General features: G+C 39.1%; 22 protein-coding genes and 1 riboswitch. Of the genes, 7 read left to right on the top strand and 15 right to left on the bottom strand.

What is annotated here, in order from left to right:
• Positions 1–11: 11 nt before the first annotated feature.
• The 6 genes from ACFFIP_RS06400 to lipB all read right to left on the bottom strand — a co-directional run bounded on the left by ACFFIP_RS06400 (position 12) and on the right by lipB (position 6194).
• Positions 12–1001, bottom strand: coding sequence for a polyprenyl synthetase family protein (locus ACFFIP_RS06400; protein ID WP_382386751.1), 990 nt, complete (start codon positions 999–1001; stop codon positions 12–14).
• Entirely contained in the window at positions 973–3168 is a 2196-nt protein-coding gene (gene rnr, locus ACFFIP_RS06395; protein ID WP_382386750.1) for a ribonuclease R, read from the bottom strand. Before rnr ends, ACFFIP_RS06400 begins: the two co-directional genes overlap by 29 nt.
• 296 nt (positions 3169–3464) lie before the next feature.
• On the bottom strand, positions 3465–3926 hold the full coding sequence (gene lysM, locus ACFFIP_RS06390) for a peptidoglycan-binding protein LysM (RefSeq protein WP_382386749.1): 462 nt from the start codon (positions 3924–3926) through the stop codon (positions 3465–3467).
• 201 nt (positions 3927–4127) lie between these two features.
• A complete protein-coding gene (locus ACFFIP_RS06385; RefSeq protein WP_382386748.1) occupies positions 4128–4859 on the bottom strand; it encodes a 3'-5' exonuclease in 732 nt (243 codons plus the stop codon).
• A 139-nt stretch (positions 4860–4998) separates the two neighbouring features.
• Positions 4999–5400 (bottom strand): hypothetical protein, encoded by a 402-nt coding sequence (locus ACFFIP_RS06380; RefSeq protein ID WP_382386747.1) that lies wholly within the window; start codon positions 5398–5400, stop codon positions 4999–5001.
• A 77-nt stretch (positions 5401–5477) separates the two neighbouring features.
• Positions 5478–6194, bottom strand: a complete 717-nt coding sequence (lipB, locus tag ACFFIP_RS06375) for a lipoyl(octanoyl) transferase LipB (protein WP_382386746.1) — start codon at positions 6192–6194, stop codon at positions 5478–5480.
• Between the two features lie 113 nt (positions 6195–6307).
• Between lipB and ACFFIP_RS06370 the strand changes: the two genes are divergently transcribed.
• A complete protein-coding gene (locus tag ACFFIP_RS06370; protein ID WP_382386745.1) occupies positions 6308–6664 on the top strand; it encodes a YraN family protein in 357 nt (118 codons plus the stop codon).
• Positions 6651–6953 (top strand): hypothetical protein, encoded by a 303-nt coding sequence (locus ACFFIP_RS06365; protein ID WP_382386744.1) that lies wholly within the window; start codon positions 6651–6653, stop codon positions 6951–6953. Before ACFFIP_RS06370 ends, ACFFIP_RS06365 begins: the two co-directional genes overlap by 14 nt.
• A gap of 173 nt (positions 6954–7126) precedes the next feature.
• Here the strand turns inward: ACFFIP_RS06365 and ACFFIP_RS06360 are convergent, their stop codons facing one another.
• The 5 genes from ACFFIP_RS06360 to ACFFIP_RS06340 all read right to left on the bottom strand — a co-directional run bounded on the left by ACFFIP_RS06360 (position 7127) and on the right by ACFFIP_RS06340 (position 13029).
• Positions 7127–8098, bottom strand: coding sequence for a c-type cytochrome (locus ACFFIP_RS06360; RefSeq protein ID WP_382386743.1), 972 nt, complete (start codon positions 8096–8098; stop codon positions 7127–7129).
• A gap of 110 nt (positions 8099–8208) precedes the next feature.
• Positions 8209–9774 (bottom strand): tetratricopeptide repeat protein, encoded by a 1566-nt coding sequence (locus ACFFIP_RS06355; RefSeq protein WP_382386742.1) that lies wholly within the window; start codon positions 9772–9774, stop codon positions 8209–8211.
• Between the two features lie 120 nt (positions 9775–9894).
• A complete protein-coding gene (locus ACFFIP_RS06350) occupies positions 9895–10908 on the bottom strand; it encodes an ABC transporter ATP-binding protein (RefSeq protein WP_382386741.1) in 1014 nt (337 codons plus the stop codon).
• The gene (locus ACFFIP_RS06345) at positions 10908–11942 is read right to left on the bottom strand and encodes an iron chelate uptake ABC transporter family permease subunit (RefSeq protein WP_382386740.1); all 1035 of its coding nucleotides are present in this window, start codon (positions 11940–11942) and stop codon (positions 10908–10910) included. The genes ACFFIP_RS06350 and ACFFIP_RS06345 overlap by 1 nt, the downstream gene beginning before the upstream one ends.
• A complete protein-coding gene (locus tag ACFFIP_RS06340) occupies positions 11932–13029 on the bottom strand; it encodes an ABC transporter substrate-binding protein (protein ID WP_382386739.1) in 1098 nt (365 codons plus the stop codon). The genes ACFFIP_RS06345 and ACFFIP_RS06340 overlap by 11 nt, the downstream gene beginning before the upstream one ends.
• A gap of 224 nt (positions 13030–13253) precedes the next feature.
• Positions 13254–13471, top strand: a riboswitch (cobalamin riboswitch).
• Positions 13472–13648: 177 nt separating this feature from the next.
• Here ACFFIP_RS06340 and ACFFIP_RS06335 point away from each other — a divergent pair.
• The 3 genes from ACFFIP_RS06335 to ACFFIP_RS06325 all read left to right on the top strand — a co-directional run bounded on the left by ACFFIP_RS06335 (position 13649) and on the right by ACFFIP_RS06325 (position 17498).
• Positions 13649–15571, top strand: a complete 1923-nt coding sequence (locus tag ACFFIP_RS06335) for a TonB-dependent receptor (protein WP_382386738.1) — start codon at positions 13649–13651, stop codon at positions 15569–15571.
• Positions 15568–16620, top strand: a complete 1053-nt coding sequence (locus ACFFIP_RS06330; RefSeq protein ID WP_382386737.1) for a YncE family protein — start codon at positions 15568–15570, stop codon at positions 16618–16620. Before ACFFIP_RS06335 ends, ACFFIP_RS06330 begins: the two co-directional genes overlap by 4 nt.
• Positions 16621–16721: 101 nt before the next feature.
• Positions 16722–17498: an SDR family NAD(P)-dependent oxidoreductase gene (locus tag ACFFIP_RS06325; protein ID WP_382386736.1), complete on the top strand. Its 777-nt coding sequence runs from the start codon at positions 16722–16724 to the stop codon at positions 17496–17498.
• A gap of 71 nt (positions 17499–17569) precedes the next feature.
• Here ACFFIP_RS06325 and ACFFIP_RS06320 read toward each other — a convergent pair whose 3' ends face one another.
• On the bottom strand, positions 17570–18064 hold the full coding sequence (locus ACFFIP_RS06320; RefSeq protein WP_382386735.1) for a SixA phosphatase family protein: 495 nt from the start codon (positions 18062–18064) through the stop codon (positions 17570–17572).
• A gap of 89 nt (positions 18065–18153) precedes the next feature.
• On the opposite strand from ACFFIP_RS06320, the gene ACFFIP_RS06315 reads away from it, so the two are divergent.
• Positions 18154–18348, top strand: coding sequence for a cold-shock protein (locus ACFFIP_RS06315; RefSeq protein WP_382386734.1), 195 nt, complete (start codon positions 18154–18156; stop codon positions 18346–18348).
• 260 nt (positions 18349–18608) lie between these two features.
• Here the strand turns inward: ACFFIP_RS06315 and katG are convergent, their stop codons facing one another.
• The 3 genes from katG to gnd all read right to left on the bottom strand — a co-directional run bounded on the left by katG (position 18609) and on the right by gnd (position 24688).
• Positions 18609–20831 (bottom strand): catalase/peroxidase HPI, encoded by a 2223-nt coding sequence (gene katG / locus ACFFIP_RS06310; RefSeq protein ID WP_382386733.1) that lies wholly within the window; start codon positions 20829–20831, stop codon positions 18609–18611.
• Between the two features lie 534 nt (positions 20832–21365).
• A complete protein-coding gene (locus tag ACFFIP_RS06305) occupies positions 21366–22751 on the bottom strand; it encodes an amidohydrolase family protein (RefSeq protein WP_382386732.1) in 1386 nt (461 codons plus the stop codon).
• Between the two features lie 23 nt (positions 22752–22774).
• On the bottom strand, positions 22775–24688 hold the full coding sequence (gene gnd, locus ACFFIP_RS06300; protein ID WP_382386731.1) for an NADP-dependent phosphogluconate dehydrogenase: 1914 nt from the start codon (positions 24686–24688) through the stop codon (positions 22775–22777).
• 49 nt (positions 24689–24737) lie between these two features.
• Here gnd and ACFFIP_RS06295 point away from each other — a divergent pair, with 49 nt between their 5' ends.
• Complete coding sequence (locus ACFFIP_RS06295) at positions 24738–26198, top strand: DUF294 nucleotidyltransferase-like domain-containing protein (protein WP_382386730.1); 1461 nt, start codon at positions 24738–24740, stop codon at positions 26196–26198.
• Positions 26199–26454: the final 256 nt, after the last annotated feature.

The following is a 26454-nucleotide window of genomic DNA, read 5'->3' as shown; positions in this document are numbered from 1 at the left end:
GGTTTAGGGGATTATTTTTCTCTATTGACCAGGTCTTTGGTGAGCATCATTAATGTCTGATAGGCATCCTGATTTGGAACTTTTAGGTTTTCATATTGGGAGAAGCCCATATCAAAATATTCCTGCATTTTTGATTCGGTTAGATTTTTGATCCCAAGGTTATTATAAATAGCAGTCACTGCATTTACTTTTTCCACCTTGTCAAATTCTTTGGCCGAAATCCAGTTTTCCAAAGAAACTTTGTTCTCCCCGGACGCAATTTCTTTTGCCTTCAGTAGTAGGAATGTTTTTTTATTGGATATAATATCTCCTCCTACCTGTTTACCGAATTTTTCTTTATCAGCATAAACATCCAATAAGTCATCTTTCAATTGGAAGCCAATTCCGATATTGACACCAAAATTGTACAGTTTTTCTGAATCTTCTTTTGGAGCACCCGCCAGGATAGCGCCAAATTGAAGGGCAAAGCCCAAAAGTACTGCAGTTTTTTGCCTGATCATATCTATATAGAGATCTTCTGTGACAGTATTCATAGTCTCGAAGTTCATGTCATGCTGCTGTCCTTCACAAACCTCTGCTGCGGTTTTATTAAACAATCTCAGGCATTCAGGTAATAAGTCAGGGGAAATTCCTAATAGCATGTCATAAGCTTTTACTAGCATGACATCTCCTGATAAAATGGCGGTGTTGGCATTCCATTTTTCATGAACAGTTGCTTTACCTCTTCTCAGTGGTGCATCATCCATGATGTCATCATGCATCAAGGTAAAGTTGTGGAATACTTCAACGGCCATGGCAGGTGTGAAGACTTTCTGGTACTCTTCCTTGTAAAGGGAATAGGCCAATAGTGTCAATAGCGGGCGGATTCTTTTTCCTCCCAAGCTCATGATATATGATATAGGTTCGTAAAGCTCTTTTGGGGATTTACCGTAGGAGTATTCCTGGATGTGGTTTTCCAGCTCCTGTAAAATTTTACTTACGTCTTTTTTGTTTTGGTTCATTATCTGCAAATTCCAGGTCAATAGTTCTTCTGTCTATATCGGTAGCGACAACTCTAACCATTACTTTGTCACCCAAAGTGATGAGCTTTTTGTTGCGTGTTCCGATCAATCTCATATTTTTTTCGTCAAACTCGTAATAATCATCATTCATTTCAGACACCTTGACCATGCCTTCACACTTGGTTTCTGTTATTTCCACATAAACACCCCACTCCGTCACTCCGGTAATGATACCTTCATAATCTTTCTCTTCAGCAAGGGCCATATACTCAACCTGCTTGTACTTGATGGATGCTCTTTCAGAATCTGCGGCCCTTTTTTCCCTTTCAGAGGAGTGTATACATTTTTCTTCCCAAGCCTCAGGATCAGGTGCTTTTCCGCCATCGAGATAGTGCTGCAATAGCCTGTGAACCATCATATCAGGATATCTCCTAATAGGAGAGGTGAAATGGGTATAATGTTTAAAAGCAAGACCAAAGTGTCCCTTCGGTTCGGTAGTATATTTAGCTTTGGCCATACTTCTTATGGCGAGTTGCTCCAATACATTTTGTTCAGGCCTGCCAAGAATTTCTTCCATCAATTTGTTCAAGGCTTTGGAAATTCTACTGCCTTCAGCGATTTTAACTTCATGTCCAAATTTTTTGGCAAAATTGGAGAAAGTCTCCAACCTCTCCATATCAGGGTAGTCGTGAATTCTATATACAAAAGTATCGTTCCCTTTGTTTCGATTGTAGATAAATTCTGCTACAGTTCGGTTGGCCAAGAGCATAAATTCCTCTATCAACTTATGAATATCTTTTCGTTCTTTGACCATTAATCCCAATGGAGTACCTTTTTCATCGAGTTTAAACTTGACCTCGACAGTTTCAAAATTTACTGCTCCTTTATCAAATCTTCTTTTTCTGATTTTTTTGGCTAACTCATTCAACAAGGTGAGTTCTTCGTAGAAATCTCCTTCCTGTTTGTCAATATTTTCTTGAGCCTCTTCATAAGCGAATCTTCTATTGGAGTGGGTGACAGTTCTACCGATCCACTGATTCAGCACATCGGCATTTTCATCCATTTCAAAGACACAAGAAAAAGTCAGTTTGTCTTCATTGGGACGAAGAGAGCAGAGGCCATTGCTTAAGCGCTCAGGAAGCATTGGAATGGTCCTGTCAACCAAGTAAACAGAAGTAGCCCTGTCATAGGCCTCTTTTTCTATTCCGGTTTTTGGTTTGACATAATGTGTGACATCTGCTATATGTACCCCAATTTCATAATTGCCGTTTTCAAGTTTGCGATAGGATATAGCATCGTCAAAGTCTTTGGCATCCGCAGGGTCTATGGTGAATGTAGGAATATCCCGCATATCTCTTCTTTGCTTGATCTCAGAAGAAGGGATTTCATCCGGAATGGCATTAGCTTCCTCTTCAACTTCTTTTGGGTACTCAAAAGGCAGTCCGAATTCAGCCATGATAGAGTGTATTTCTACCTCATGTTCTCCAGCCTTGCCCAAAACCCGGACAATTTTCCCTGTTGGGTTTTTGTCTTCATCTCGCCATTCTGTCAACTTCACTACTACCTTTTGATTGTGTTCGGCACCTTTTAAGTCTCCTTTATGGACAAATACATCGTGGTGCATTTTTCTGAAATCAGGTACTACAAAGGCATAACGAGGTGAAATTTCCACTCTTCCTACAAATTCATCCCGGAGTCTTTGGGTTATTTCTAACACTTTACCTTCAATTCTCCCGGAACTGCCTTTTGCAGGATAAACCATTACCCGGACTTTGTCTCCATCCAAGGCATGTTTTAAGTCTGCTTCCTTGACTAGAATGTCTTCTTCCATTTCGTATTTAGCATCAGGCTTGATGTAGGCAAAGCGGGGATTGACAAAATCCACTTCTCCTTCTATAAATTCAGGTTCCTTTACCGATGCAAAATAGTTTCTTGGGCTTTTGGAAATAGATCCAGAAGCCGCAAGTTTATGAAGAACAGGCTCTACTGCACCTTTTGTCAGGGAATCTCTGATTTCCAGCTTTTTGATGATTTGTTTGGCGTTATATTCCTGGCCAAAGTTGTTGTCCAAAAAGTTAAGGATTATACGTGCCAACTGGGCAGAGTCCATTATCTTTCCTCCTTTTTTCTTTCCTTGTTGGCCTCTGTTGTTTGATTTTCTTCCCATAAAAATGAGTATTTGATTTTTTTAATAATATAGTAATCTTTTGAATTGAACTGACAAAATCAGTTCAGCTTTCGTTTTCAAATGGACTGTTTGGGACTGAGATATTCAAGTACTTGGGCAGACTATCGACAAAAATAGGCAATCATTCTTCGAATTCTGCCCATACCTGAAAAACTTTAAGCTTACTATGATAATAAATTCCAGCAATAATTAGTTCCATTCAAAGATTTGATGGCTTTGAAGGGATAAAAAAAGCCTCGGTTTTTCCCGAAGCTTTTTCAATTTCTCATAAATTTTTAAGATAAAGGCGGGATCCGCAAAACCTGACCTGGATAAATTTTATCAGGATGCGTGAGCATAGGCTTATTGGCTTCGAAAATGATATTGTATTTATTAGGGTCTCCGTAAAATTTCTTCGAAATCTTGGAAAGGTTGTCCCCACTGACTACTGTGTGGAACTGGGCTTCCGGAGTTGGTTCAACAACTTCCATTTTATTGTCTACTTCATCCACACCCTCCACATTGCCAATGGCCAATACGATTTTTTCAGCTTGTTCCTGCTTTTCAACCTCACCCTCCACTGTGACATGACTGTCTTTTACACTAATCTTCAGTCTTTTGAAAGGCAATCCAATATTTTTTACATGATCAAGAAGTGCATTGGCCCTGATAACAGGTACTTCTTCTTTGGGTGCTTCTTTTTCTTTTCCTCCGAATATTTTGGCACCAGCTCCTTTGATAAATGATATAAGTCCCATAAAATTAATATTTTAGTGAATAATTTTATTTTAAAATCCTTATATCCAAATATACCTTTTTTTACCTATAATTTACAGTATAAATCCTAAAATTTACGACTGAAAGCTTATGAATTTTAACCGATAATATATACTTTTTTCGATGCTTTTTTAATTTGATTAATCATTTAGGTGAATATTGTTAAAATGTTTTCAGCTTCATTACTCAGGGTCTTTGTTTTTGATTTCAATTTCCATATCTGGTGGAATCCCTTCAAAAGCTAAATAAACCTGAGCAGTCACCCAAACATCCCTTAAGCAGTACTCTCTGATGCTTTTGATGTTCTTCTGAACATAATAGGTTTCATTAACCCTCGAGCCATCAATATCCTCCTTTGAGGTAGGTATGTCAAAAATGGCAGCTAACAATTCCAGACGTGTGTAATGTTTATAATCACCAAACTTCCATAATTCTAAGGTGTCCAAATGACGGATTTCCCATGGTTTTTTTCCTGCAATCTGTAAAGGTTCGGGAAGTGGCAATCGGTTAATTAAGATTCTTCGGCTTAAATAGGGGAAGTCAAACTCTTTGCCATTATGGGCACAGAGTACCCATGGTTTTTTATTGAGGAGCTGAACGAAGCCGTCCAAGGTATCGTACTCGGTTTCTTCACAGAAAGTTTTGGTTCTGAATTCCAGGTTACCAGTTTCTGCAAAAAAGTGGAAATATCCCACTCCAACACAAATTACCTTTCCGAATTCAGCATAAATCCCTGCTCTGTTAAAAAACAATGATCCGGATTCAATGGATTCATCCTTAGGCTTTATATGGTTTTCCTTTTTGATCCACTCTGACTTTAGCCTCTCAGGTAAGTCCTCAAAGTCAGCTTCTGCAGAGGCTGTTTCAATATCCAAAAAAAGGATGTTCTGTAATTCACTGAAAAAATTTGACATATGTAACTTGTTCTTAACTTATCAATGATTCATTGAACATTGACCTAATCAAAGGTTAACGGTCTATTTTACTTTGTTAAGATATTCTCTTAAGCAAAGAATTCCAACCATCAGGCTTTTATTAGCCGGATAAATGCCCTTAGTTTATCAAGACACCTAACAGGTCAAGTTCAGGAATGTATTGAATATTATTAGGCGCTAAACTTCCCTCTTTGAAAAGGAATTTTTTATCAAAAATCTGATCTAGGATATAATAACTGACCCAATATTCATTATTGAGTGCAAAGAGTGCTGGATCAATCGGTTCGACTTTAGCAATGGATTCAGCTCCTAATTCTTTGACCAGATGACGGAGTACCGAGGTTTTCTTCTCCTCACCATCTATTATTCCATATCCTTTTGAGGTAATCATCACTGTATTGAGTTCGATCAAATTCAAGTTGATGATGTAAACAGCCCATTCTTCTATTCCATTGACCTCTTCTTTTGCAATGGCCAATTTAACCCCCGTTACGGGTTGGAAATCAATATCTTTTTTCATGTTTTTAATTCTAGACTTATGACAAAAGACTCAAGACATAAGAGCAATTACAATAATTATTTTGAACACATCAAAATTTAAATCAACTCCATTTCAAACAAATCGGCAATGTGTCTTTTAACCTTTTCTTTCACTTCTGATTCATCTACATGTCTGCCAAGTTCGAGGTGCATTGAGGTTACCGCTTTGTCTGATATTCCGCAGGGAACTATATTGTTGAAATATTCCAGATTTGAGTTGATGTTGAACGCAAAACCATGCATGGTTACCCAACGGCTGGATTTTACACCCATAGCGCAGATTTTACGTGGGTTCTTTTGTGCTATATGATCCAACCAAACACCAGTTAATCCTTCAATTCTACCCGCTTCAATTCCGTATTCAGCAAGTGATAAAATGATCGCCTCTTCCAAGATTCTTAGGTATTTATGGATATCGGTAAAGAAGTTTTCAAGATCCAAAATCGGGTATCCTACCAATTGGCCTGGACCATGGTAAGTGATATCACCTCCACGGTTTATTTTGTAAAAAGTGGCATTTTTCTTGGCCAAACCTTCTTCATCAAGCAATAAGTGAGACAATTCCCCACTTTTCCCCAAAGTATAGACATGTGGATGTTCTACAAATAAGAGGTAATTTTCCGTGGCTAACTGATCCTTTGGATCCAAATTTCTGTTTTGAATCTTTATTTCTACGATCCTTCCAAAAATTTCTTCCTGAAGGTCCCAGGTTTCTTTATAATCTTTAGGTCCTAGGTCTAGAAATTTTACTTTTTTATTGATAACTTGATTCACAGTTTTTCCTTAATGTGATGAAGAAACGCCTTTTTTGATTGAATGGTTCTTTAGACAGAGGAAGACGTTTGGCTTTTAAATCTTTTATTTTTCAAAATTAAACAATTATTGTCATGGCAGCGCATAATGATAGTGGAAAGGAAGCAGAAGAGCTTGTTAAAACCTGGTTGGTGGGCAGAGGGTATCAATTTGTAGAGGCAAATTTCAGGTATAAGCATGCGGAGATAGATTTGATTTTTACCTATAAAGGATTATTGGTATTTGTTGAGGTAAAATTTCGGAGTGGGACTGGTTTTGGTTTTGCTGAGGAGTTTGTAGATTCAACTAAGCGTAAGTTAATTGTCAAAGCAGTTGATCATTTTATCCACCTGAAAGACTGGCAAAAGGATATCCGTTTTGATATTGTGACGGTTTACCGCGATAAAAACGGGAATGTCAACTTTAAGCAATTTGAAGATGCCTTTTATTAGAAGCGAAAGGCGAGAGTTGAGAATCGATAGCAAAAAAATGAACCAAGAGACAAGAACCAAGATAAAAAAGTTGATTAATTACTTGAAAAATGGGAGGTGGTCCCGTCTTTTACTTGTCAAATCGATTTTTAACTCTGCCAGTTACAGAAATGTACGTCACTCTGACGAAGGAAGAGGGTCTCACAAAAAAGATGAGATGCTCTGCAATGCTGCGGGACAGACTTTCACTGTGTTCATCATGATGCCTACTATTGCCATTATCCTTTCTGTACTTTTTCCAAAATGTTAAAATCTCAGGTTGACTTTTTATTCAATGTTACTGTAGGAGATGTTTGTTCAGCCTTGAGGGAAATAGGTCTATTTCCCTCAAGGCTAAAAAGAACTGTTACCGAGGTGAAAAGAAAAAGTCTTTTTATAGTCTTACTTCTCCTCAAGAATCAGTAGTGAAATAATCTCCCTGATTCAACTTCTGGGTTTGAATTTCTCAACGTAGTTTTCAACTGGCGGTAATGATTGCAAATAGACAAAAATGGCTTCCAGGTCAGTCTCCTTCATTCCGGCATACATAATCCAAGGCATAATGGTTTGGAAGTCATTTGGGCCTACAGTTTCTGGTTTATAGTGCTCATCATACATTTTGAATTTCTGTACAAACATTTCCTTTGTCCAATTTCCTAATCCACTTGGATGGGGAGTGAGATTGGCAGTTGTTAAAGTACCTGAAGGCATTTCAAATGATCTCCCTCCAGCAAGACGTTCTCCTGTATAGCTGCCATTTTCAAATTTGGTGTGACAATCTGCACATGCTGTGGCATTTACCAGGTAACCTCCGTAGGCCACTTGGTCAGACGGATCTGGTTTTTTGGTCAATTTCGCTTTTGCAGGCATTGTCCTTAGAATCAGATTAAAGGGAAAGTCTGCTTTGGATTTTGGATGGCCTGTTTCAACTGGTTCTAATGTTCTCAGGTAGGCAATGACAGCTTCGATATCTTCTTGATCGATTAGGCCATAGCTATGGTAAGGCATGACTGGAAAGATGGGGGATCCGTCTTTTTTTACACCGGTAGTAATCAATCTGAAAACTTCCCCATCTGTCCAGTCACCAATACCGAAAGGTGTGATATTGGGAGAAATAAAAACACCAGGAAAGCCCATGGTCTGATCAAATCTTTCTCCACCAGTCAATTCTGTTCCAGGAACAGGAGGACCAGAAAAAAGGCTAAAATCCCTTACTGAATGGCAATCTACACAGAGCATCACATGATTGGCGAGATATTTCCCATGTTCAACTTTTTCTGGGGTAATTTCCACCTTCAGGTCTTCAGGAGCAGGGCCTACATTGGGTAAAGCAAAGGAAATATATCCAGTAGCACCAATGATTACTATCAAAAGGAAGGTCGCGGCATAAGCGGTAATTTTTAAAAACTTTTTCATAGTGTTAAAGAGTGGTTATGGTTTAAAACTGGAACAAATTTCAGGTTACTGGCAGTAATTTGAATCACCCAATTGGGTGATATTGAAGATTTTTCATCGATCAATGTGGATTAAAAACTTCTAAGCTTATGGATAAGGTCTGTCCTGTTAATGGCCTGGGTTTTTGAAAAGATGTTTTTTAAATGTGTCTTGATAGTATTTTCGCTTACAAAAAGCGCTTTCGCTATTTCTTGATTGGTCATTCCCAATTCGACCAAAAGGATGATTTCCTGTTCCCTGTTAGTCAGTGGACTCAATATTTTCAGATTTATTTTTTCAAAGTCTATAAGCTCTGCTTCACTGTTTTTGGGCGTGGAAAGGACCTTGTCTTGGTGGTTTTTTCTCCATTTATAAACGAAAAAAAATAAGGTAGATAGCGTAAGGAAAAATGTACTAGAAAGTAAGATGCCAACCTTTTTTCGTTGTTGCTTTTCCTTGATTAAAGCCATTTCCTGCATCTGAATCTTTTTATCCTTTTCAATGGCATCAAACCGTGCCTGCATTTCTTCAAAGGCCCAATGTCGCTGTTCATTGTTGATGCTATCATTGAGGATATTGTAAGCTTTCCAAAATGCAATGGACTTTTCCGGCTGATTGAGGATTTCATATGCAATGGCCATTTCTTTAATGACCTGTCTTTTTAGCTCTATTCTATCAGATTGTTCAACCATACTATGGGCGAGTGTCAAATTCCTCATGCCGTCATCCTGGTCTCCAGACCTGACTTTTAGAATTCCCAAATAGGTCAATGCCGCGATCTTTTCATAAATTTTATCTTCCCCCAGTTGCTTCAAGCCTTCTTCAAAATAATTTTTGGCTTCTTCATGATTGTCCAAGTTGTACATAGCCATTCCCTGACCAATCTTAATTTCTGCCAGATGATGACTTTGTTTTCTTGTTCTTGCCATTTTTTCTGCAAGCGAAAATTCCAAAAGACTTTTTTCAAAATCATTTAAATAAGAATGTAAGAGACCAAGATTATACCGGGTATTGATGATGCCTACGGTATCTTTTTCCATAATTTTTATTTCCATTGATTGTTGGTAAATGTCCAGTGCTTTCCGGAAATTTCTTCTCTGCCGATAGATGATACCAAGGTTGTTTAAGCTTTGGGCTGCTCCTTCATGATAGTTGATGATTTCTGCGAGAGATAAGGCATTGTGATAATAATCGAGAGCTTCTTTGAAGTTCCCCTGATAATGCTGGGTGACTCCTAGAGCATTGGTGAGTTTTGCCATGCTGAGTGTGTCGGCGTGGTCACCGGCTATTGACAATGCTTTTTGAAGTGAAAAAATAGAAGAGTCAAATCTATCCAAAAATTCTTCAGCAAGAGCCTTTTGATAAAGGTTCCATATTTCTCCTTGGGTAAAATGTAATTCATGTGCAAGCGAAATGCCCAAATCACTGTAGTAAAGTGAAGAGTCAAGATTCTTTTCCAGATAATAATAAGCTAGATCACGATATACCCATACTTGGGTAGTGTCCATATTCCCTTCTTTGAGTTTTTCTAAAAGAGGAGGGATCTCGTCTTGTGGGTATGTTTTTAATTGGAATAGTGCAAATATAAAAAGGGTGAGCAGTAGACGATTAGAAATTCCATCAGTAACAATATTCCATATAAGGATGAAGCTTTTCATTGAAAGAGCTTTCTTAATGTTTAAAAAAGGTACTTAAATTAATGTTTTTGTCTCTAAATCAACTGATTAGATTTAAAAGTTAATCAATTAAAGTGGGAATTAAAAGTCAGGGTCAATAGTCTATTGAAAACCTTTGCCAAATCGTGTTTTTAGAAGAAGTATTCCCTCTTCAATGCTTTCAAAATTTTCTGTAGTCTCCTCAATTTGTAAAGTCCCTTTAAAAGGAGCTAACTGAAGTGATATGATTAGCCCTGTTTTACTGATATCCAATTTATTCTTACGCAAGGCCAATTTGAACCAGTCTACAATTTCTTGCGGTCCGTGAAAGACAGGGTATTCAAAAACATCCAATTCCTGAACTTTTCCGGACACTTTATCAAAAATCAACTTGTCAGTAGGTAATAAGAGATTCAGTTTTTCCTGAATGATCAGGTCTTCAGGACTCCCTGTAACCAGAGGATTTCCACATTGCATTAGCCAGAACTGATCTGCTGTCTGAATGGCAATCTCCAAATCATGGGTCACTACTAAAACAGCTTTGTTTTCCTCCAGAGCAATTTTTCTTAAGAGACGCATGATTTCATATCTATTGACCAGATCAAGGTGGGCGGTAGGTTCATCCAAAATCAATACCTCTCCATCTTGTGCCAAAGCCCTTGCAATCATGGCTTTTTGAAGTTGTCCATCACTAAGTTCACTCAGCGGACTTTTTTCGATGTAGGAAATATGGGTAGTCTGAATAGCCTTTTCGACTTTTTGCTGATCCTTGCCCGATAACCTTCCCAGCCATCCCGTATGGGGTATTCTGCCCAGTTCGACCATCTGTCTTACATTCAAAGTTCCGGTTGTGATTTTTTCGGTCAGTACTACAGAGATTTTTTGTGATAGGGCTTTTTGGGAGAAATTTTCAATCGGCTTTCCATTCAAAAAAATGCTCCCGCTAATTGCAGGGATTTGTCCCATAATTGTTTTAATGAGTGTTGATTTTCCTACCCCATTTGGACCTAAAAGACAGGTAAGCTTTCCTTTCTCCAATGAAAAGCTGATCTGATCTGCTATCGGCTTGGTCTGTTTCGATTTTTGATAACCAAGACTAAGGTTGCTTGCTGCCAATATGGGTTGTGATGCTTGCATTAGAATTCCTTTGAAAAGTTTCTTCTTAAAATCAACCATATGACCATTGGGGCGCCTACAAGAGAAGTGACTGCATTGATAGGGAGGGTTTGAGCACTTCCTGGTAATTGACTTATCGCATCACAAACCAATAATACGTTGGCACCAATCAAGGCAGTGGCAGGGAAAAGTACTCTGTGATCACCTGTCTTGAAAACCAACCTTGCCATGTGCGGTACCGCTATACCGATAAAGGCTATCGGTCCACAGAAAGCGGTGGCACTTCCTGCCAAAATCCCCGTGGAGATGATCATTGCCCAGCGAAGCTTTTTGATATTAACTCCCATACTTTCTGCATAAGCTTCGCCAAGCAGCATCGCATTATAAGATTTCAACATGAGAATAATGGGAACTAAACCCAGAAAAACAGCAAAACCAAATCCCCAAAGCTGGTTGAATTGACTTCCTCCAAGACTACCCATGGACCAAATGGTAAAGAGTTTAAGTTGGTCAGCTTCTGCAAAATATGCCAGGACAGAAATCACGGCCGAAACCGCAGATCCGAACATTAAACCGACTATGAGGAGTGTCATGCTGTCCTTTACTCTCCAAGCCATCAGACTCATCATTAAAAGCACCAATATTGCCCCTGAGCTGGCGGCCACGATAGTGGACCAATGCCCAATACCCTGTGAATAGATCATCCATCCAAATGCCGAACTTGCCATCATCATAATGGCCACACCAAGGCCAGCTCCTGCACTGATTCCTAGCACAAATGGACCGGCCAAAGGATTTCTGAAGAAGGTCTGCATTTGAAGCCCGCTAATGGACAAAGTGATGCCTGCAAGAATGGCAGTATAAGCTTTAGGTAGACGGTATTCTGTAACAATGGTTTCCCATGAATTTTTGGAAAACTCCTGACCGAAAAACCATCCCATCACCTCTCCCAATGGAATATGGACTGAACCTAATGCCAAATTAGCTCCAAATAGCAAAATGAAGCTTAAAATACCAAAAGTAAAAAGGAAATATGTTGAGCTGTTATTTTTCAAGTTGGGTATAAAAATAAAGTTGGTAGTCAGGTAATAATTCTGGATGTAAGATTTTTATCAGGTCCTGAAGAATCAAGTCTGGGCGAAGATAGCCAAGTTCAAAATATTCAATACCTCCTGTGGCACCTTTCTTGAGTGTATAGGTGTAAATTCCCCCACTTTGGAATGCTTTGAAGCTTTTATATCGGGGCTCCGATTCTCCCATTTCTTTTAAACTTTTGAAATCAGAAGCTCCTAGCCAGAAATCAGCATCTATTGCCTTGTTCAAAACATACTCGTAGCTCAGCTGGACACTACCTGTTCCTTTTTGATCTTCAAAAAGATATTGGCCACCAGCTGCCTGTAATAATTGAGCGCCCCAACTTTCTGCGCCGGGAACATACCAAATATCTTTGTACATGACACCTGCCATTATAGAAGGTTTGGCAGACAGATCTTTAGTTACAAGCTGCGAGGCGTTTTCATAATCCGATTTTATTCCTTCGAAAATTTCTAGAGCCTCATCCCATTTTCCGAGAAGGGCTCCGGTAAATTTGATCCATTCTGCCCTTCCCAATGGATGTTGTTCTACATATTCCCCATTAATAACTGCTGGTATTTTCGCAGTTTTAAAAATATCCAGATTTCTGAGATCTTCCCCTAATGTTGAGATCATGATCCAATCGGGGTCCAATTCAATAATTTTTTCAATGTTTGCCTGGGCTCCTGATCCCAAGTCGGTGACCAGACCTTTATCTATTCTTGCTCTTGTTTTATCAGAGGATATCAGAGTCAAATTGGGAAAAGCAATGAGCTTGTCTGTTTCCCCCAAATAATCCAAATGAGGAATTTGGGTGGTTGAAGTAAGTATAAGTTTTTGTATTGGAAAACTTATTACGGCATCAAATTCTCCATCATGTAAATTTTGATTGCCATTTTCTTTGATCAGGTACCTAAAAGGTTTGTGTTCTCCTGGATAAGCCTTGTTGACTTCAATGATTTTGAAACCTTTACCTTGATAAACCTCAAACCCTATTGCGTAATCAAGGGGCAGTTTTGCCAGCTCTATTTCTTCTTCGGATTTGGGTGCATGACAAGATAATGTCATGATTATTGACAAAAAAAATAAAATCGTAAGGGCTGGTAAATGGAATGCCTTCATGAAAGGAAGATTGGATTTTGGTTCAAATATAAACAGTGTATTTCAAAGTCTTGTGTTATTCGAAGGATTGGGCTTTTTCTAGCTTATCAAAGATTTGGAGTCAAAGGGATAGATTTCAATCTAAGCAAAAAATTTATGTTGTTTTATGATTCTTTTAACTAGAATTGATATGTTTGTGCTTGGAAAATGGTTCCCGACCCTGTTTCAGGTTATCGGGATTAAAAGGGAATTCGGTGTAAAACCGAAGCTGTCCCCGCAACTGTAACCCCATCCTGAACTGTTCAGGAAAGTAATTTGCCCACCTCCAATGCCATTGTTTCAATATTTGGAACGAGAAGGCCGGTAAATTCAGGGAAGCCAGGAGACCTGCCTTTTTCTTCATATTCAAAGCTTTCGGGTGAAAGGCTGGGATTAAAATCAAAGCAATGTCAGATAGAAATGGTTAACCTGTTTTATCCTTTTGAATGGCATATCTATGTTTTTCTCTCAAATTCTTGCACGAAATGGTTTTGAATTAAATAAGTGTTTCACTTGATTTAATTTAAAGGCATTGTTGGTTAGGTTGATGGTATTCATACAGGGTTTGGTTACCTTGAATGCACATGTACTTTTCGATAGTACAATCGTGCACAATGATTCTATTGATGATGGGATTGTAGGCGTTGCCACAGTTTCGTCGGATACAGTTTTATTGGGTGAAGTGGAGGTTTTTTCCCCGGCTTTAGATAAATACAGTTACGGCCAACAGGTAAAATCGATTTCTTCTGCGGATTTACAGGACTACCAGGGTTTTGGTCTTTCTGATTTATTACAGCAAAGAACAGGGCTGTTTCTGCGTCAATATGGAGCGGGAATGTTGGCCACGCTCACGCTTAGAGGTACCTCTGCAGGACATAATGCTGTTTTTTGGAATGGGCTGCCCATCAATAGCCCTTCCTTGGGACAGACTGATTTTTCCGTACTGCCAATTGGTGGCTTCGATGAAGTCAACCTTCATTTTGGGAGCGGAGGGGCATTGTTTGGAACTGATGCGATAGGAGGGTCAGTGCATTTAAACTCCAAGTTGAAATTCGGTCAAGGGCATAATTTCCAATTTGTAAATCAAATTGGAAGTTTTGGAAGGTTAAATAATCAGTTTCAATATGGATATTCTAATGAGAAAGTCTCCTTGAGAACTAGGATGTATAGAAATTACGCGGCAAACAACTTTCCTTACCGTAACCTTTCAAAGCCAGGAACACCTATAGAAAGACAAGATCATGCATCTTTTAATCAAGTTGGGATCAACCAGGATTTAGCTTTCCAATTATCTTCAAATCAACTTCTCAGCAGTTCAATTTGGTACAATCAGACTGAAAGAGAAATTCAGCCTGTCATTGGGTCCAATACTTTCGATGAGCAGCAAGATAGAAATTTGCGATGGGTACTGGATTATTTCAGGTTTTCGAAAAATAAAACCTGGAATTTAAAAACCGGAATAGTGCAAGATGAATTGGTTTTCAACAATGACATCAATAAAACATTACAGTTTTTTCTGATTGGAGAGGTAGATTGGGAGATTTCAGATATAATATCAAGTAAATCTGGCGTCAGATATACAGGATTGAAGGGGGAATTAAGTACTTACACTGTTCAGGAAGATCGATTTGAGTTGTACCAAAGTACTAATTTTAACTTGAGGGAGAATGTTCATGTTTCCGTCAATTTGAGGCAACTTATCTATGATGGGAAGTTTGCTCCTTTTACCCCAAGTATAGGGGCTGAATGGCAGCTTTTATCGAATGATCAGCAAGAATTCAAATTGAAGTCCACGGGAGCAAGAAGTTTCAAGGTCCCGACTTTAAATGATAGATTTTGGGAGCCTGGAGGTAATCCGGACTTGTTGTCAGAATCATCCTGGAGTGCAGAAATGGGGATTTTCCATTTGTGGAAAAAGTCCAATATTGAAGTCAGTCAACAACTTACACATTATAGGATGTGGGTCGATAACTGGATTATCTGGCTTCCAAGAGGTAATTTCTGGACACCAGAGAATATCAGGTCGGTACACAATAATGGGTTGGAATATTTTTTTGATGCAGACTACAGAATTGGATTATGGGGGGTAAATCTTCAGGGTAATTACAATTGGATTCAGGCCATCAATAGGACCAATGTTTCCCAAAATGATCAAAGTGTAGGAAATCAGCTTCCCTATACACCTGTCCATAAATTTCAATCTTTGATCGGGGTGAACCGGGGTTTTTTGAACACCTATTTAAATTTTCAATTTACAGGAGCTAGGTATGTCGGAACGAACAATATAGATGTTTTGCCTGCATATCAATTGCTTGATTGGGGTTTAAAAGTAAGAGAATTAAAAACCTCCTGGATCAAAGGGAGCTTAGGTTTTCAGGTGAATAACCTTTTCAATACCTCCTATCAAGTCCTTAGGCTCAGGGCAATGCCTGGAAGAAATTATCAAATGAACATACAAATCATACTATGAGAAAACTACATAAACTTTGCTTAGCCGTATTTATGCTTATGGCTTTCTTTTCCTGTAAGGAAGAAGAAAATCAAATCCCATTAGGGGAATTTGAAAATGGAGTCTTCATCATCAATGAAGGGGCTTTTGGGGCAAATGATGGAGAAGTCTACCATTATGACCCTTCCAATGGGCAGCTGAAATCGAATATCTTTGAGTCCAAAAATGCCAGGCCTTTCGCCGGCTTGCTTCAAGATATGGTGGAGGTAGAAGGGAGACTGTATTTGGTGGCCAACACTGGTAAAGTTGAAGTAGTGGATCCGAAAGATTTTGCTAGCAAAGGAGCGGTAAGTGAAGGTTTGGATATCAGTAGATCCTTGGTTGTAGCAAATCAAAAGCTTTATATTTCGGATTGGGGCCCTTATGACGCCAATTTCAATAGTCCGGATTCTTATATTGCTGTTGTAGATCAGTTAGACGGTGGAACTGTCAGCAAAAAGATTTCAGTGTCCAGCAATCCAGAAGGGATGTTTTTGGCTGGGAACCAAATTTTGGTTGCGTGTGAATCGGCTCAAAAAATGGATGTTATTTCTGTTTCTACGGAAGCTGTAACAAAGTCCTTGGAGGTAATAGGTAGGCCTGTTCGTTTTTTTGAATCCGATGGCAAGCTTTTTCTATACGCGAAGGATTCGGAAAATATTTATTTGCATGAAATCAATAGGTCCAATGCAGAAATTTTACAGACGGTAGAAATCAATGTGGTCTTAGCCACTTCGAAATTTACTTTGGGCGAAAATGGAGAATTGCTGGTCATTACGTCTACAGGTTGGCCGGATTATAATGATGCTATTGCAAGGGTAAATATCAATAGTAGGGAAGTATTGAACCAGGCTATTTTCTCTGGATCAGGATTTTATGGGATAGGTTATCATCCACAACTGAAAGAGATTTATGTAGGAGACAATAATGGTTTTCAAGGAAGTGGAACTGTCATTGTACTGGATCAAAATGGGCAGCAATTAAAAACTTTCACTGCAGGTAGAGGCCCATCGGGTTTTTTGGTTAAGTAAATCATCCTAACCTATTCAAAAACTTGTTTTTTCTTCAGCTGGATTGATGGGTCGGATCTGTATTTTAGTAAAGTATAGATGAATATTTGGTTTAAAATAAAGTGTCCATTAGTTTAGCTGAAGGAGAAATTATCAAAGAAATGGTAAGGGATAAATTATATATTGTTACAGGATCCAGTAAAGGGATTGGTGAAGCATTGGTGGGGCAATTATTGGGCGATCCAAAGAATCACGTAATTGGTGTTGCCCGCTCTCAAAAATCACTTCCTAATCCAAGATTTACGGCTTTATCACTGGATCTGACCAAAATTGAGGAGGTTTTAGCTAATTTGAAACAGTTTTTTCCTGCTGGGGATTTCCAAGAAGTAGTATTAGTGAATAATGCGGGATGGATCGGTGAAATTCAGCATCTGGGAAAAATTGAACCTGAAAGTATCCAAAGGATTTTTATGCTAAATACCATAATACCCACCGTTTTAATGAATGCTTTTATAAAAGTATATGGCAATCAAAAAGAAATAAATCGGATGATTGTCAATGTTAGCTCTGGAGCAGCGAAGAAAGCCATTGATGGCTGGTCTTGTTATTCAGCATCCAAAGCGGCGGTGAATATGTTAAGTGAAGCTGCTGCTGCGGAGGCAAAATTGGATCAGACTGGAATACGTGTTTTTTCTGTTGCACCTGGAGTGGTGGATACTGCTATGCAGCAAGATATTCGATCGGCAGACGCTGCTTCTTTTTCATCTTTATCCAGATTTGTTGAATTAAAAGAGAAACAACAATTGAGTTCTCCCTCATTTGCAGCTGGGAAAATCATCGAATTGATTCAGAATGCAGAAAAATTTGATGAGGTCTTATTAGATGTGAGAGAGTTTTGAGTTTGGATTTTTAGGATTATTGAAGTTTGAAATTTGTCAGTAAAACTTTAAAATAAAAGCGTTAACACAGCTTAATTGTCTTTTTTCTTTGGGTAATCGAAAAACCAGACCTTTGCTTTTTTGGGGCTGATTTCCTCCCATTTATCCACATCAAATTTAAACCCAAATTGACCTGAAGTAGGTAAATTATCAATACTTCCTCCTAGCTTATCTATCAGTTCATTGAATCCAGGGTTGTGTCCAAAAATCAGGAGTGTATCCACCTTGTTTTTGGTTTCTCTGACAAGCTCAAGGATTTTATTGGGTGATGCATGGTAAAGCTCTTCGGTTAACTTGATATCCTCTTTAGGGAAATGTAGGATTTCTGCCGTTATCAAAGCAGTGGCTTTTGCCCTTTCTGCATGTGAAGACAATATGGCATCGGGTTCTATGTCACGTCGTTTGAGCCGCTGAGCCATCTGTGGCGCATCCCTATATCCCCTTTCAGCCAAAGGTCTTCGGTGATCTTCTAAAAAAGGATCATCCCAAGAGGATTTGGCATGTCTGATAAGTACTAGCTTTTTCATTTTACCAATTTAGCAAAATTATTTTTTGTTTTTTGATGAAGTATATTTACATTTAAAATACATTTAACCACAAAATTATAATATTTATCATGCTTACCGGAACAATCAAATTTTACAATGATGCCAAGGGGTTCGGTTTCATCATAGATGATGAGTCCCAAAGCGATGTGTTCGTGCATGCCACTGGTCTAGTAGACAAAGTAGCACAAAACGACAAAGTTACCTACGACCTTAAAGATGGCAAAAAAGGCCCCAATGCTATAAATGTTAAAAAAGTACAATAATAGTATTCATTAGGTTATGTAAGTTTTGAACTGCCCAATTCCAGGGCAGTTTTATTTTTTTTTACAGTTTTCAGCATTCAAGAAAAGTTTCTGAAAATTTTAAAACTAATTTTATAAATATACTGCTGGAGAATAGGTCTTGATGAAAAATTTTAATAAATGCTTTTCGGCAATTTTACAAAGAATTATTGATTGATGTTAACGAACAAAAAAGGTGGCCAATTATAGGCCACCTTTTATTTTTAGGGAAGCTTAGGGAATTATTTCATGTCAAATCTATCGAGGTTCATGACTTTGTTCCACGCAGCGACGAAGTCTTTTACAAATTTTTCTTTGCCATCTTCGCATGCATAAACCTCTGCAATCGCCCTTAGCTCGGAATTCGATCCGAAAATGAGATCTGCACGGGTTGCTGTCCATTTTGGTTCTCCTGTATTTCTATCACTACCCACAAATACATTCTGAGCATCTGAAGTAGCTCTCCAGGTAGTTCCCAAATCAAGTAGGTTCACAAAGAAATCATTAGTGAGGGCTCCTGGCTTACTAGTAAAGATTCCATGTTTAGAACCGTCATAGTTAGCATTCATGGCCCGCATACCACCTACCAAAACAGTCATTTCAGGAACTGTTAAAGTTAACAGCTGGGCCTTGTCAATTAGAAGTTCCTCTGCTTTTACAGGGCACTTGGCCATTATGTAATTCCTGAAACCATCAGCAACAGGCTCCAAGTAAGCAAATGAATCAACTTCTGTCTGCTCTTGAGAAGCATCCATGCGGCCAGGTGTAAATGGAACTGTAATGTTGAATCCTGCGTCTTTGGCTGCTTTCTCCACTGCAGCACAGCCTCCAAGAACAATCAGATCAGCCATGGAGACTTTTTTGTCTCCAGATTGATTACTGTTAAAGTCTTTTTGTATGCGCTCTAGGGAGGTCAAAACCTTCAACAACTGTGCAGGATTATTGGCTTCCCAGTTTTTTTGAGGCTCCAATCTGATCCTTGCCCCATTTGCGCCTCCCCGGAAATCAGATCCTCTGAATGTTGAAGCGGATGCCCAAGCGGTCGAAACCAATTCTGAAACTGTCAGTCCAGAGCCCAAAATGCTTGCTTTCAAGTTTGCTATGTCATCCTTATTGATGAGTTTATGGTCAACAGCAGGAATTGGGTCTTGCCAAATCAGATCCTCTGCAGGAACTTCCGGTCCCAAATAACGGCTTTTTGGCCCCATATCACGGTGGGTAAGTTTATACCAGGCTTTTGCAAAAGCATCTGCAAACTCATCTGGGTTGTCCAAAAAATGTCTCGAGATCTGCTCATAATCGGGATCCATTTTCAAAGCAATGTCCGTGGTAAACATGATAGGTGTATGCCTTTTGGATTTATCATGTGCATCAGGAACAGTTCCTGCTCCCATACCGTGTTTTGGAATCCATTGATGTGCGCCAGCAGGGCTTTTTGTTAATTCCCAGTCATAGCCGAAAAGGTTCCAGAGGTAATTATTACTCCATTTGGTAGGGGTGGTAGTCCACGCTCCCTCCAAGCCTGAAGTAATGGTGTCTCCTGCATTTCCGCTTCCGAAATTATTCCTCCAACCCATGCTTTGCTCTTCTATGCCTGCAGCAGCTGGTTCCCGCTCAACGTATTTGCTCGGATCAGCAGCACCATGAGCTTTGCCGAAGGTATGTCCACCAGCTATCAAAGCTACAGTCTCATAATCATTCATGGCCATTCTGCCAAAAGTTTCTCTGATATCTTTGGCCGCAGCCAAGGGGTCAGGATGCCCGTTTGGTCCTTCAGGATTAACATAAATGAGTCCCATTTGAACAGCACCAAGAGGGTTTTCCAATTCACGGTCACCGGTATATCTTTTATCTCCTAACCATTCGGTTTCGGAACCCCAGTAAATATCTTCTTCAGGCTGCCAAATATCCTCACGTCCACCTCCAAAACCAAAGGTTTTTAGTCCCATGGATTCCAAGGCAACATTTCCGGTAAGAATCATTAAGTCGGCCCAGGAAATCTTTTTGCCATATTTTTGCTTAATGGGCCAAAGTAAAAGTCTTGCCTTGTCAAGGTTCACATTGTCTGGCCAGCTGTTCAAAGGTGCAAAGCGCTGATTGCCTGTGCCTCCACCTCCTCTTCCGTCATGTATCCTGTATGTTCCAGCGCTATGCCAAGCCATGCGGATCATGAAAGGACCATAGTGTCCATAATCAGCTGGCCACCAATCCTGAGAGGTTTTTAGTACCTGTTCAATATCCTTTTTGACTTGGGCTAGGTCTAAGGATTTAAATTCTTTTGCATAATCAAAATCCGGATCCATCGGATTGGCCAGGTTTGAATGTTGTCTGAGGATATTTAGGTTCAACTGATTGGGCCACCAGTCACGGTTACCAGTTCCTCCTCCTGCAACTTGCTTCATTTGTCCGTTGTGGAATGGGCATTTGCTGATATCGCCCCCGTTTTGATGTTTGTTATGATCCATGTTTAAAGTGGTTTATTGTTTTAATGAATCCCTAAATTATAAAAATATTTTTCAATAGAAATTAAAATCCAATAGATTAAATCTATTGATGTTTTTTAATCCCTATATGCTATCAATTTAGTGATATTTGGGTCGTTTTAAAAGTGATTCTGGGAAATGAAGCTGTTTCTTCGAAAGAAATCTTGCAGGAATTCCAATTAGAGGACTTAAAAGAGGGGGATTTGATATTTTCCTAACCTATATATTCGGAATTACCCTACTAATTATATTAAAAGTGGATTATAAGCAAACCGATATTTACAGATTCCTTCTCAAAGGAAGGTGTGCTAAATCCATCACGGCGGACAAGTTATTCATGGATTGGTTCGAAGTCACAACGTAATTCTATATTTTTTTTTGCAGGCATAATTGAGTAAAATCATATACCTTATATCTTTCAAGGTTTTTTATAGCCCTATTCCTTCTGTTTTGAAAAGATGCAATAAAAAAAGGGTGGTATCAAATTCCACCCTTTCAAAAATCATATTGCCTATTTTATTTTCTTAAATTTTTATTTTCAATTCTTTTGAGTTCCTCATCTAGTTTTTCTTTGTTTATCCATTTGCCTTCAACCATGACACCTTTAATGTTTTTCAATTGATTGAGATCTGTCAAAGGATTTCCTGAAAGTAAAACGAAATCTGCAGCTGCATTTTTTGCAATGACACCGAACTCGCCTTCTTTTTCGAAGTATTTGGCTACATTAACAGAACCTGACTTTAGGATTTCAATTGCAGGTATTCCGGCTTCAAACAAAGATCTGATCTCATTGTGTATTGAGAAGCCTGGTACGTTAAATACTTGGGGTGAGTCAGAACTCATGATAATAGGCACACCTCCTTCAAAGAGTGTTTTGAGTAGATTTTTCCTGAATTCCAGGTAAGGTTTTACATTTTCTTCTTTTAATACACCTTGGTTCTCCAGGAGTTTTTTCTGGTTAACCCATTGCTGAACTTGAATGCCTGGCATGTATTTCATTTCTGGTTCAAGGCGGAATTCATCAGCTGGTATATAGCCGAAGAATCTTTCAAAAAGCGTTAGTGTAGGAGCAATCCAAGCTTTAGTATCTTTAGTAAGCTGGAGTAGTTGAGGGAGTCTGCTCAAATCAGCTTCTTTGACCAACAGCATACTGAAAGGTCCGGCAATCTGTGGGTCTAGCTTGGACTTGTCGGCAATCAAGGCCTCAATGTAGCCATCCATATGCTCTACAGATCGGTAACCATTGTTAAGTGAGTTTTCAAGCCCAACATCTAAGGATACATGTCCACCGATCATGATGTCCACTTCTTTTGCTGTCTGTGTGATGGCCAGTAATTTGGGCATATCCAATCCAGGATGAAGTTTCAAGTGGTCATACCCTTTTAGTTTTTGGTCTTTCACCATCTGTATTCCCATTTCCGGGCTTTCCACAGATGTTCCGTTGAGCGAAGGCCCAGCGGCAAAGATTCGTGGCCCTGTGATTTCTCCTGAGGCAATTTTCTTTTTCAGTTCCAAATGAGAAGGGTGCCCGATCATCCCCCGTACATTTAAAATCCCATTGGCCAGGTACAGCCACATCACATCTTGAATGTAAGAAAAATCACCTGTGTCAGTGGTAGGGATATGTGAGTGCATTTCAGCAAGACCGGGTATGGCAAATGATCCTTTGCCGTCGATTGCCTGAATCCCTTCATTTTTGAAAAAATCTTTACCAAGAGGGAGCACATCCAGGATCTTGCCGTTTTTGACAAGAATCTGTTGGTTTTCTATAAATTGGCCTTTGTCCATATCCAAGACATGGACATTGGTGATGAGGTATTCCTGCGCAGATCCGCTTACATTGATAGAAAGTAATAGGATACTGGTCAGTATGCCTGAAAGCAGAAACCGTTTGATTTTCATGGTCAGATTAAGTTTATTATAGGTTAATTCGTTTTTTTGAAGGAAATCCAGTCTGTATGGCGTGGGATATTGTCTGGATCATCATTTCTCAAGTAAGTATGTGCTCCAAAATAGTCTCTTTGGGCTTGGATGATATTTGAAGAGGAGTGATTGATGATTCTTCCTAGGAGATAGTTGATAGATGCTGACATTACCGGTAATGCAAAGTCGTGCTGAAGTCCCATGCCTACAATGTAGGATAGGTCGCTTCTACATTCTTTTGCCTTGTGTATGATTGATTTGTCTTTTAATATTTCATCAGTTTGTTTGAATATTTCAATCAATTCCTCCATCAAAGTTGACCTGATGATACAGCCATTTGTCCAGATTCTTGCAATTTCAGAAAAATTGAGATGCCATTGCATTTGATCAGATGCTGCTTTCATGAGGCTGAAACCTGTTTCATGATTGATGATCCTGCATAAGGTGTAAGCATTTTTTAATCTTTCCAGGATCAATACTTTGTCTTCGGAAAACGCCCTGAACCGGTGGTTATAGTCCCTAGATAATTCAGTTCTTTTTAATTTTTGTGCAGAAAGCTGTCTTGCGGAGACCGCTTCTGCCAAAGGGCTGTAGGGGACATGAAACTTTATTGCAGTAAGTAAAGACCAGCTTCCTGTTCCTTTTTGCCCAGCCTGGTCTAATATTTTATCTATAAGGAAGTCATTGTTTTCTTTGACTTCCATGATGTCTGCAGTGATTTCCAATAAATAACTTTTTAGGCCTTCTCCTTGCCAGGATCTGAATACTTTGGCGATTTCCGGAGGACTGAGCTTGAGACCATACCGCATCAAATGGGTTGTCTCGGCAATGGCCTGCATTTCACCGTATTCAATGCTATTATGGACCATTTTGATGAAATGGCCAGCTCCTTGGGGTCCTACGTAGGTCACGCAGGGACTTCCTTTTTTGTCTTTCGCGGCAATTTTGGAGAGGTAAGGAGCTACAAGTTCGTAAGCAATTTCATCTCCTCCAGGCATTATAGACGGGCCTTTTCGAGCCCCTTCCTCTCCTCCTGAGACTCCCATAGGAATGAAATGAATACCTTTTTTTCTTAAAGCATCTGCTCTTATGTTTGAGTCTTCATAAAAAGAATTACCGCCATCTATCAGGATGTCTCCCTTTTTTAATTTAGGAAGCAGTTGCTTGATTTGCAGATCTACGGCCTCACCAGCCGGGATCATCAGTAGGATTTTTTTGGGAGTCCCCAAAGCATCCAGGAAACTTTCAAGGTCATCATAACCTGCTAATAATGGGAAGTTAGAATTTTCCTTAACGAAATCTGACGCGATATTTTCCTCTTTACCTGCCACGTATCTATTGAATACGGCAACTGGGATACCATTGTCAACCATGTTGAGGGCCAGACTTTTTCCCATAACCCCCATTCCAATGATTCCGATATGTGAAGGCGAATTGAGTTCTTTCATGTGCATGATGATCTCATTACATAGAATTTCAGGACTTTTAGAAATATCAAGGTGGAGGCCATAGGCTGGCTGTTCCCAAGTTTCGAGTTGGGATGTTAACAGTCCAGGTGGCATGTAATGGTTTTTTCTTTGTTTTAGTCTTTCTTCTAGAAGCAGTTTTTCACCCTGAAGATGTACCCAAATGATATTGGGAATTGACTGAAGCATTTCCCGGTAACTTTCTTTGAGGGCCGAGCAGGCAAGTATTCCACCACCGCTATTTTCCCAATCTACAATGTTTTTGCCAAGATGCTCAAGCCATGGCATACGGTCATGATCTGTGAGGGGGATGCCTTGGGACATTTTTTGTACATTGGAAGAAGGATGGAAATCATCTGCGTCAAAAAACGGCAAATGAGTTTTCTCAGATAAAAGTGAGCCAACTGTTGTTTTGCCACTTCCTGAAACACCTGTTACTATAATTATCATAGTCGAAGTTAAGAAAATTAATTATTTTCACCTTGTTATATTTTATCCTATGAACCTTCAATCAGGACTTGAAACAGATCATTTTTACTCCAAAAAAGTCGGGGACCTACATTTTAAAGGTATCCGAATTTGTAAAGGGAGTACAGCGGTCCATGAAGCCGCCGCTTTGATGGCAAAGGAAAAGATCTCTTGTCTATTTGTAGGAGAGTCTGAAAAAGATATTAAAGGCTTTGTGACAGACCTGACCTTAAGGGACAAGGTGCTCGCGAAAAACCTTTCTCCCGCTATTTCTTTGGATGAGGTAATGGATAAGGAAATTTTTTCTATTCAAAAAGAGGCCTTCTTATATGAAGCACTTTTGCTCATGTTTCAATTTAAGATCAGGTATCTCTTGGTAAAGGATGGGGAAGACTTTGTGGGGTGGATCAGCAGAACCAAAATTTTAACAGATCAATACCAGGGGCCATTTATCTTTATACAGTCCGTCAAGCAGGCAGTAGACATTGAAGAACTAGCCCAAAAGTGGAGGGTGATTCCGCAAATGGTGCATCAGTTAATTGAACGAGGCGTAAAAGCAGAGATCATCAATCAGATTATTACTGCCGTAAGCGATGCAATTGCACTTAGCGTAATTGAATCTACCGTAAAAGAACTAGGAGAACCTCCGGCAAAATTTGTGTTTTTTGTCCTTGGGTCTGAGGGAAGGGGAGAACAGACACTGAAAACGGATCAGGATAATGCCATTATTTACGAGGACAAAGCCAATGAGCATAGGGAAGAGGTGAGGGCCTATTTTTTGAAATTCGCCGAGCGGATTTCCGCCTCTCTAGATAGTATTGGGATTGTTTTTTGTAAGGGAGGGTTTATGGCGAAGAATCCTAAGTGGACACATTCACTTTCCCACTGGAAAAGAAATTATGAAAGTTGGATACAGGCATCTACGCCTGAGACAATGATGAAATATGCTACTTTCTTTGATTGTAGGGCTATTTACGGGGATTTTAGTCTATTGGAAGACCTGAAGGCTTTTATGGATGTTCAGCTACAGAATCCAACAGAGCGTTTTTTTATGAATTTAGGCATCAATGCACTTCAATATGAGCCACCGCTTACTTTTTTCAGGCAAAATATCAAAACATTTAAAATTGAGGGTGAGGCACATTTCAACATCAAAAAGACAATGGCCCCTATAGTCGATTTGGCAAGGGCTTTTGCTTTGAAATACAGAATTTTTGAAACAAACACCGGCAAAAGGATCGAGATTTTGCATAAGCGTGGGATATTTTCAGATAAAGAAAGTAAAGAGTTGTTGCACGCCTATTATTATCTGATGTCTTTGAGATTGGAAAAGCAGGCATTGCAGATCATCGAGAAAGGACAAATGCCAGTTAATTATGTTTCTGTAAGCCAATTGACCAAAGTACAAATGGTGACATTGGTGGAGATCTTTAAAGTAATCAAGGAGTTTCAATTGAAGATTAAACTTGAATTTACGAAAAATATATTTTAGCAAATTGGAATTATCTTTTTTAAAAAAATTAAAAAAGTCTATGATTTAAAGTAAAAGATTTTTTATTTTGTGTAAAAATAAACCAGTTGTTTTCGGGAAACGGTCCGTATAAATGGTTAAGCATTGTGTTGGAAGTGTGTGGATTTATTCGTTTATGCGGTATTGACCAAACTTTTTTTTAAATCTTGAAGGTTAAGAGTGTTTCTAGGGGTGGTTTGTTTTTGTGAATAATTAAAAGTCATCGATAATAAAAATA

Origin of the sequence: Fontibacter flavus (assembly GCF_042432905.1) — a bacterium.
In the GTDB taxonomy this organism is placed as follows: Bacteria; Bacteroidota; Bacteroidia; order Cytophagales; family Cyclobacteriaceae; genus Fontibacter; species Fontibacter flavus.
The sequence above is the reverse complement of the archived record's forward strand: the minus strand, read 5'-3'. Positions and strand labels throughout refer to the sequence as shown.